At 65.5% G+C, this 4831-nt stretch carries 6 protein-coding genes and 1 pseudogene; 2 read left to right on the top strand and 5 right to left on the bottom strand.

The features are described from left to right. The coding region (locus AB0J09_RS56310; protein WP_360710784.1) for a phosphotransferase at window positions 1–256 on the bottom strand (256 nt) is incomplete at its 3' end. Between the two features lie 60 nt (window positions 257–316). Between AB0J09_RS56310 and AB0J09_RS56305 the strand changes: the two genes are divergently transcribed. Both AB0J09_RS56305 and AB0J09_RS56300 read left to right on the top strand, forming a co-directional pair. Continuing rightward, window positions 317–676: a hypothetical protein gene (locus AB0J09_RS56305; protein WP_360710781.1), complete on the top strand. Its 360-nt coding sequence runs from the start codon at window positions 317–319 to the stop codon at window positions 674–676. Window positions 677–852: 176 nt separating this feature from the next. Next, window positions 853–1518: a nitroreductase gene (locus tag AB0J09_RS56300; RefSeq protein WP_360710779.1), complete on the top strand. Its 666-nt coding sequence runs from the start codon at window positions 853–855 to the stop codon at window positions 1516–1518. A 166-nt stretch (window positions 1519–1684) separates the two neighbouring features. On the opposite strand, the gene AB0J09_RS56295 is transcribed toward AB0J09_RS56300, so the two are convergent. The 4 genes and pseudogenes from AB0J09_RS56295 to AB0J09_RS56280 form a co-directional block, all read right to left on the bottom strand. Further along, window positions 1685–1807 (bottom strand): hypothetical protein, encoded by a 123-nt coding sequence (locus AB0J09_RS56295; RefSeq protein ID WP_360710777.1) that lies wholly within the window; start codon window positions 1805–1807, stop codon window positions 1685–1687. Between the two features lie 78 nt (window positions 1808–1885). Next, a complete protein-coding gene (locus tag AB0J09_RS56290) occupies window positions 1886–2245 on the bottom strand; it encodes a hypothetical protein (RefSeq protein ID WP_360710775.1) in 360 nt (119 codons plus the stop codon). Between the two features lie 555 nt (window positions 2246–2800). Beyond that, entirely contained in the window at window positions 2801–4612 is a 1812-nt protein-coding gene (locus tag AB0J09_RS56285; RefSeq protein ID WP_360710772.1) for a right-handed parallel beta-helix repeat-containing protein, read from the bottom strand. After that, window positions 4609–4831 (bottom strand): annotated as a pseudogene (locus AB0J09_RS56280) (hypothetical protein); the annotation flags it as partial. The gene AB0J09_RS56285 and the pseudogene AB0J09_RS56280, both read right to left, overlap by 4 nt.

The raw sequence follows: 4831 nt of genomic DNA, 5'->3' as shown, positions 1-4831 counted from the left end.
CGAACCGCACAGGGGTCGGCACCGGGAGCGGCAGGCGCGGGGCCAGCACGGGTAGCCACCGCCGCTCCTTGAGCTGGAGCTCCGGGGTGGGGTCCATGCGCTGCATGCGCACGGCCAACTCGTCCCCGAGGCGCCACATTTGGTTGCCCCAACCGCCCACCACCTCGCGGATGGCCAGCCCTGCAAGGTCCGGATGTTGCTCCTGCAGCAGGTCGCGGACCAGGTCTGCGGTGATCTCGATCTCGGTGTCGGTCATGCGAAGTCACAGTACTGAGGCGGCAGGCGGAGCGGCTCTCGCTCTCCGGAACATCTCGCTGTGATTCCTCTGGCATCGCCGATTCGGTTTCAGAGAGCTGCAGATCAGAGGCTTTGGGGACGGACCGGCCCCAAGTTCAGAGAAGCTTGTGTCAGATGCTCACTCCTTCGACCGGATCCGGCCCAGAGGGCACGGCTGGCTGACATCCGCGACAACCTGATCGCCCGCATTTCGGAGGCGGAACGGGAAGGCTGGCTCGGCGAGGTCGAGGGACTGCGGGTCAGCCTCGCCGGCGCCGATGACAAGCTCGCCCAGCTTGACGCCGAGCAGACTCGGCGCGGCACTGCCACCGACCTTGGGATGCCCACCTTCGCCCAGATCACCATGCGCACCAGTGAAGTTAAGGAGCCCGCTCCATGATTCGCCCGATCACCGACGAGCTGGTCCACCGCCTCGTGGAGCAGGCGGAGGCCGATTGTATCGGCAGGCCGAGGAACAGCGCTGCCACCTGACACTGATCGAAGTGCGATCCGGATCACCTGTTGCGTGCTGAAGACGGTAGAGAGGTGGTTGTCGTTGAGTGAGAGGACGAAGACGTGGATGTGTATGAAGCGGTGGACAGTCGCCGGGCTGTGCGGGCGTTCAGCGATGAGCCGGTATCCAAAGAGATACTCGAACGAGTGCTGGCTGCAGCGACGCAGGCTCCGTCGAGCGGGAACCTCCAGCCGTGGCATGTATATGTCGTGACCGGTGAGCCCTTGGCCGAACTGAAGAGGCGCGCGACGGCCAGGGCGCTGGCGGGAGACCCGGGTGATGAGCGGGAGTATCCGATGTACCCGGCCGAACTGACCTCGCCGTATCTGGACCGCTTTTCCGCCGCGGCTGCCCAGCGGTACAAAGCGCTGGGAATCGAGCGCGACGACCCCGACAGGCCCATGAAGATCGCCGCCTTGAACTCGGACGCGTTTGGGGCGCCGGTCGTATTGTTCTGCTACCTCGACCGGACGATGGGGCCCGGACAGTGGGGGGACGCGGGGATGTACTTGCAGACGGTCATGCTGTTGTTAAGGGCGGAAGGGCTGCACAGCTGCCCCCAGGTGATGTGGACGATGTATCGCAAGACTGTCAGCCAGATAGTCGGAGCCGATGACGGGCTCGTACTGTTCTGCGGTGTCTCGGTGGGATTCGAGAAGGAAGGTGTGCCACGGCTGCGTACCGAGCGGGCGGACATGACAGAAACAGTGAGCTTCATCGGAGTGTGACCAGGCATGTCGGTCTGGCGATGACGAACCTCTACATCAACACGACTGTCGGCTGAACAAGCCCGGCCTGGCCGCCAGGAGCGGGGACAATCATCCTGACGGGCCGACGACTGCATGGCGTCGGTCCGGACTCTCGCAACTCGTAGTTCAGAGAAGCCTGCATCCGCTACCCGATGCTGCACGTCAACCCCGGATGCTCGCCCGGCTCGACGAACTCGAAGCCGACCTGGTCGAGCGCCGCGCCCGCGCCGAGGCCGAGGGCAGCCGAGAGGGCACTGGAGCCCGCCATCGCACGTGCGGGTTCGTCCAGCGCGCTCGTCGGCCGGCAACCCGCCAGCCGTGTAACCAACCTGTCGGGGCAGAACAGCTAGCGCAGCCACCGCAGAGCTGCGTCGGCGCAGTCCTCGGGGCTGCTGTTGAAGGCGATGGCTGCGTCGGGCGCGTGCTGCCGGACCAGGTTGACCACCTTCTCGAAGAATTCGAGCAACGGCTCGTGCTTGCGGATGCCGCCCCCGATCACCACGCAGACGTAGTCTTTGCTGGTCAGCGCCTCCACGATCGCTCCTTCGGGGTTCTCGTCGAGTGCCGGCTGGCACCAGTCGGCCTCGATACCATGATCGTCGAAACGGGCCTGACCGCGTGCTATCGCCGCCTGGACCGGCTCCGGGTCCCAGCCCTGGATCTTGGCGGGATCGAGACCCACCACCAGTACTCGTGCCACTGTCACGCGTCCTCCTTCTCGCGGAACGTTTCCACGCCGGCGCGATGGTTGAAGGTGGCGCCTGGGTCCATCGACATTGTCGATCTCCTCTAGAGGGCGCCACGCTATCCCGATCTTGCCACGCGCGCTTCTCGACGTGCTCTCGTCAGAGTGACAGGACGTTGCGCTAGCCGAGGCCGAGGACGGCCACCGGGAGGACTGCACCGGCGGCTGAGACGTCGAGTGCCCCTTGGCGCGTGATCGCGCTGGGGTGGCGCTCGCGTTGATCAGCGCGCCGCCCGTTGCCGACGGCGTACGGGCTCTGCGTCCGGCGTCCCGCTGGATCCTGGCCCACAAGCCGCGTTCCTTCCGCGCTTCGGCCAGTTGGTGGCCCCTTGCCTCGGCGAGCAGTCGTCGTGCTCCTGCCTCGATCTCTGCCGGGGCGACTCCGGCAGCGTGCAGTTCCAGCTCCAGATCTTCCCAGGCTCTCCCACATGTTCACTCCTCGCTATTGCTGGTGAGGGGGTGTGGAGCGCTCCAGGGGGTGCGGGGCCGGGCGATCAAGCCCGGCCCCGGGGTCGCCTAGCTCGGGATCGGGTACGGGAACGCGCTCGTCACGCCGATCTTGTCGTACTCCATCTTCGAGGTGTCGAAGCCGTCCGCCCAGTTGGCGTTGGTGACCTCGTTGCACTTGTAGGCCTGGTACTTGTCGTCGCTGACCTTGCCGACCTCGACATTGGAGATGGAGAAGCCACAGCCTCCCGCGTCCATGTGCACGCCGCGCGTGCCGGAGTCCGGCATCTGCCCCGCGGGGTCGTTGATGACGTCGCCGATCACCATCTGCGTGACGTAGTTGTCGATCGGGTGCGGTTCGACGTTGTGCACGCCGTAGGTGTAGAAGGCGCCCATGTCACCGCTGTCGAGGCCGGCCTCCTCCAGGCGGATGTAGGAGAACCTGTTGTTCCGGGCGTAGTTGTCCTCGTTCTTGATCTCGGGGCGGACCTCCAGGCTGATGCCGTAGCGGGGGCTGTGCTTGACGACGATGTTGCTGACCTGGTTGTTGCCGGTGCTCATCAGCTCGATGCCGGCCGCGTCGCCGGGGACGAGTTCGCCGACGTGGTAGATGTAGTTGTTGGTGAACGTGTGGTGCCCGGAGATGTCCCCCTCACCGGGATAGCCGCCCTCCACCTTGATGCCGTCGCCGCCGAGGTTGTCCAGCAGGCTGTCCGCCACCTTGACCCGCTCGTTGGCGAAGTTCAGGAAGACGCCCGTGAAACCGCTGTCCGATATGTGCAGCCTGGTCAGGTCGATGTCACGGGTGTTCTCCAGCGTGATCATGCCGAACCTGTTGCGGGGCATCTCGATCTGCCGGTCGTAGATCGGGTACTTGTGCTCGTAGCCCGAGTCGCCCGGGCCGTTCCATCCGTACCGGTACCACTCGACGAAGTCGGAGTACTGCAGCGCCAGTCCGTCGAAGGAGACGTTCTGCACCCGTCGATCGGGGGAGGACCCGGTCAAGGAGATGATCGTCTTCACCGTCGGGGCCATGACCTTGTCGATCGAGGTCTTCGGCCAGTAGTAGACCTCGCTGTTGGCGAAGTCGAAGTAGTACTCGCCCGGCTGGTCAAGGAAGCGCAGCGTGTTCTGGAGGAAGTAGCGCGAGCCGCTGCGGCTGTTGACGAGGCTGAAGCGGGCGTCGTAGCTGAGCGTGAAGAAGTTCTTGCGGAAGTCGGCCCCGCCGAGTGGCACGGTGTCGGTGAACCAGCTCCACGACCCGCCCGACCAGACGACCATCTGGGCGTTCTTGTCGAAGTCGGCGTCCCATTCCTTGGGGACGTCCTTGGGGTCGAAGAAGAGCCAGTTGTGCACGGCCTGGTATTCCGCCTCAGGCAGCACCGAGAACAGGTACGGCGACCACAGGTCGTCGCTGGTCCTGTTCGGGTAGCGGGCGGTCGTGGCGCGCTTGCCGTCCTCGAAGAGCGTGTAGAAGTTCCGGTCGACCTTGGTCTTGTAGATGTTGTCGTTGTACTTCTGCCAGCCGGTCAGCGGCTTGGCGCCGAGCAGTCTGGCCTTGCCGGGGCCGTCGGCGCTGCGGTAGATGATCTTGTGGCCGTCCTCGCCCGAGTCGGCCTCGGTGAAGTCGATCGTCTTGTCGACGACGTAGTCGCCGGCCTTGACGTTGACCACGATGTCGCAGTTCTGGTGGTTCTTCTTGGCTCGGAGCTGGTCGCGGGCCTGCTCAATGGACTTCCACGGACGCTGGGCACTGCCGTCGCCGCGGTCGCCGCCTGAAGGGGAGACGTAGTAGTCACAATTGGCACTGGCGGCAGCCGTACTCGGGGCCGTCACGGCGCCCAGGAGTAAGACGACCGCGCCCAGGGACCTGAGGATCACTGGCTCTCCTTAACTTCCCGCCACCGCTCGTACTCGGCGCGGGTCTCGGGGGTGAGTGGGTAGTAGTCAGAAAGCGCCCCGCCCTCCTCGATGCGGGCGCGGCTGTAGCGCTCCCACTGCTCGTGGTCGGCGGCGGCCTCGAGCACCGACGCGGCCCGCCGGCGCGGCACCACCACGGCGCCGTCGTCGTCGGCCACGCACAGGTCGCCGGGCAGCGCG

The organism is Nonomuraea sp. NPDC049784 (assembly GCF_040659615.1).
Lineage (GTDB): Bacteria > Actinomycetota > Actinomycetes > Streptosporangiales > Streptosporangiaceae > Nonomuraea.
This window is presented reverse-complemented; position numbering and strand designations above follow the sequence as displayed.

Bases quoted from the DNA above. Each gene is read 5' to 3' on its own strand.
- AB0J09_RS56295 (WP_360710777.1), bottom strand. From the start codon at position 1,807: ATGGCGGGCTCCAGTGCCCTCTCGGCTGCCCTCGGCCTCGGCGCGGGC.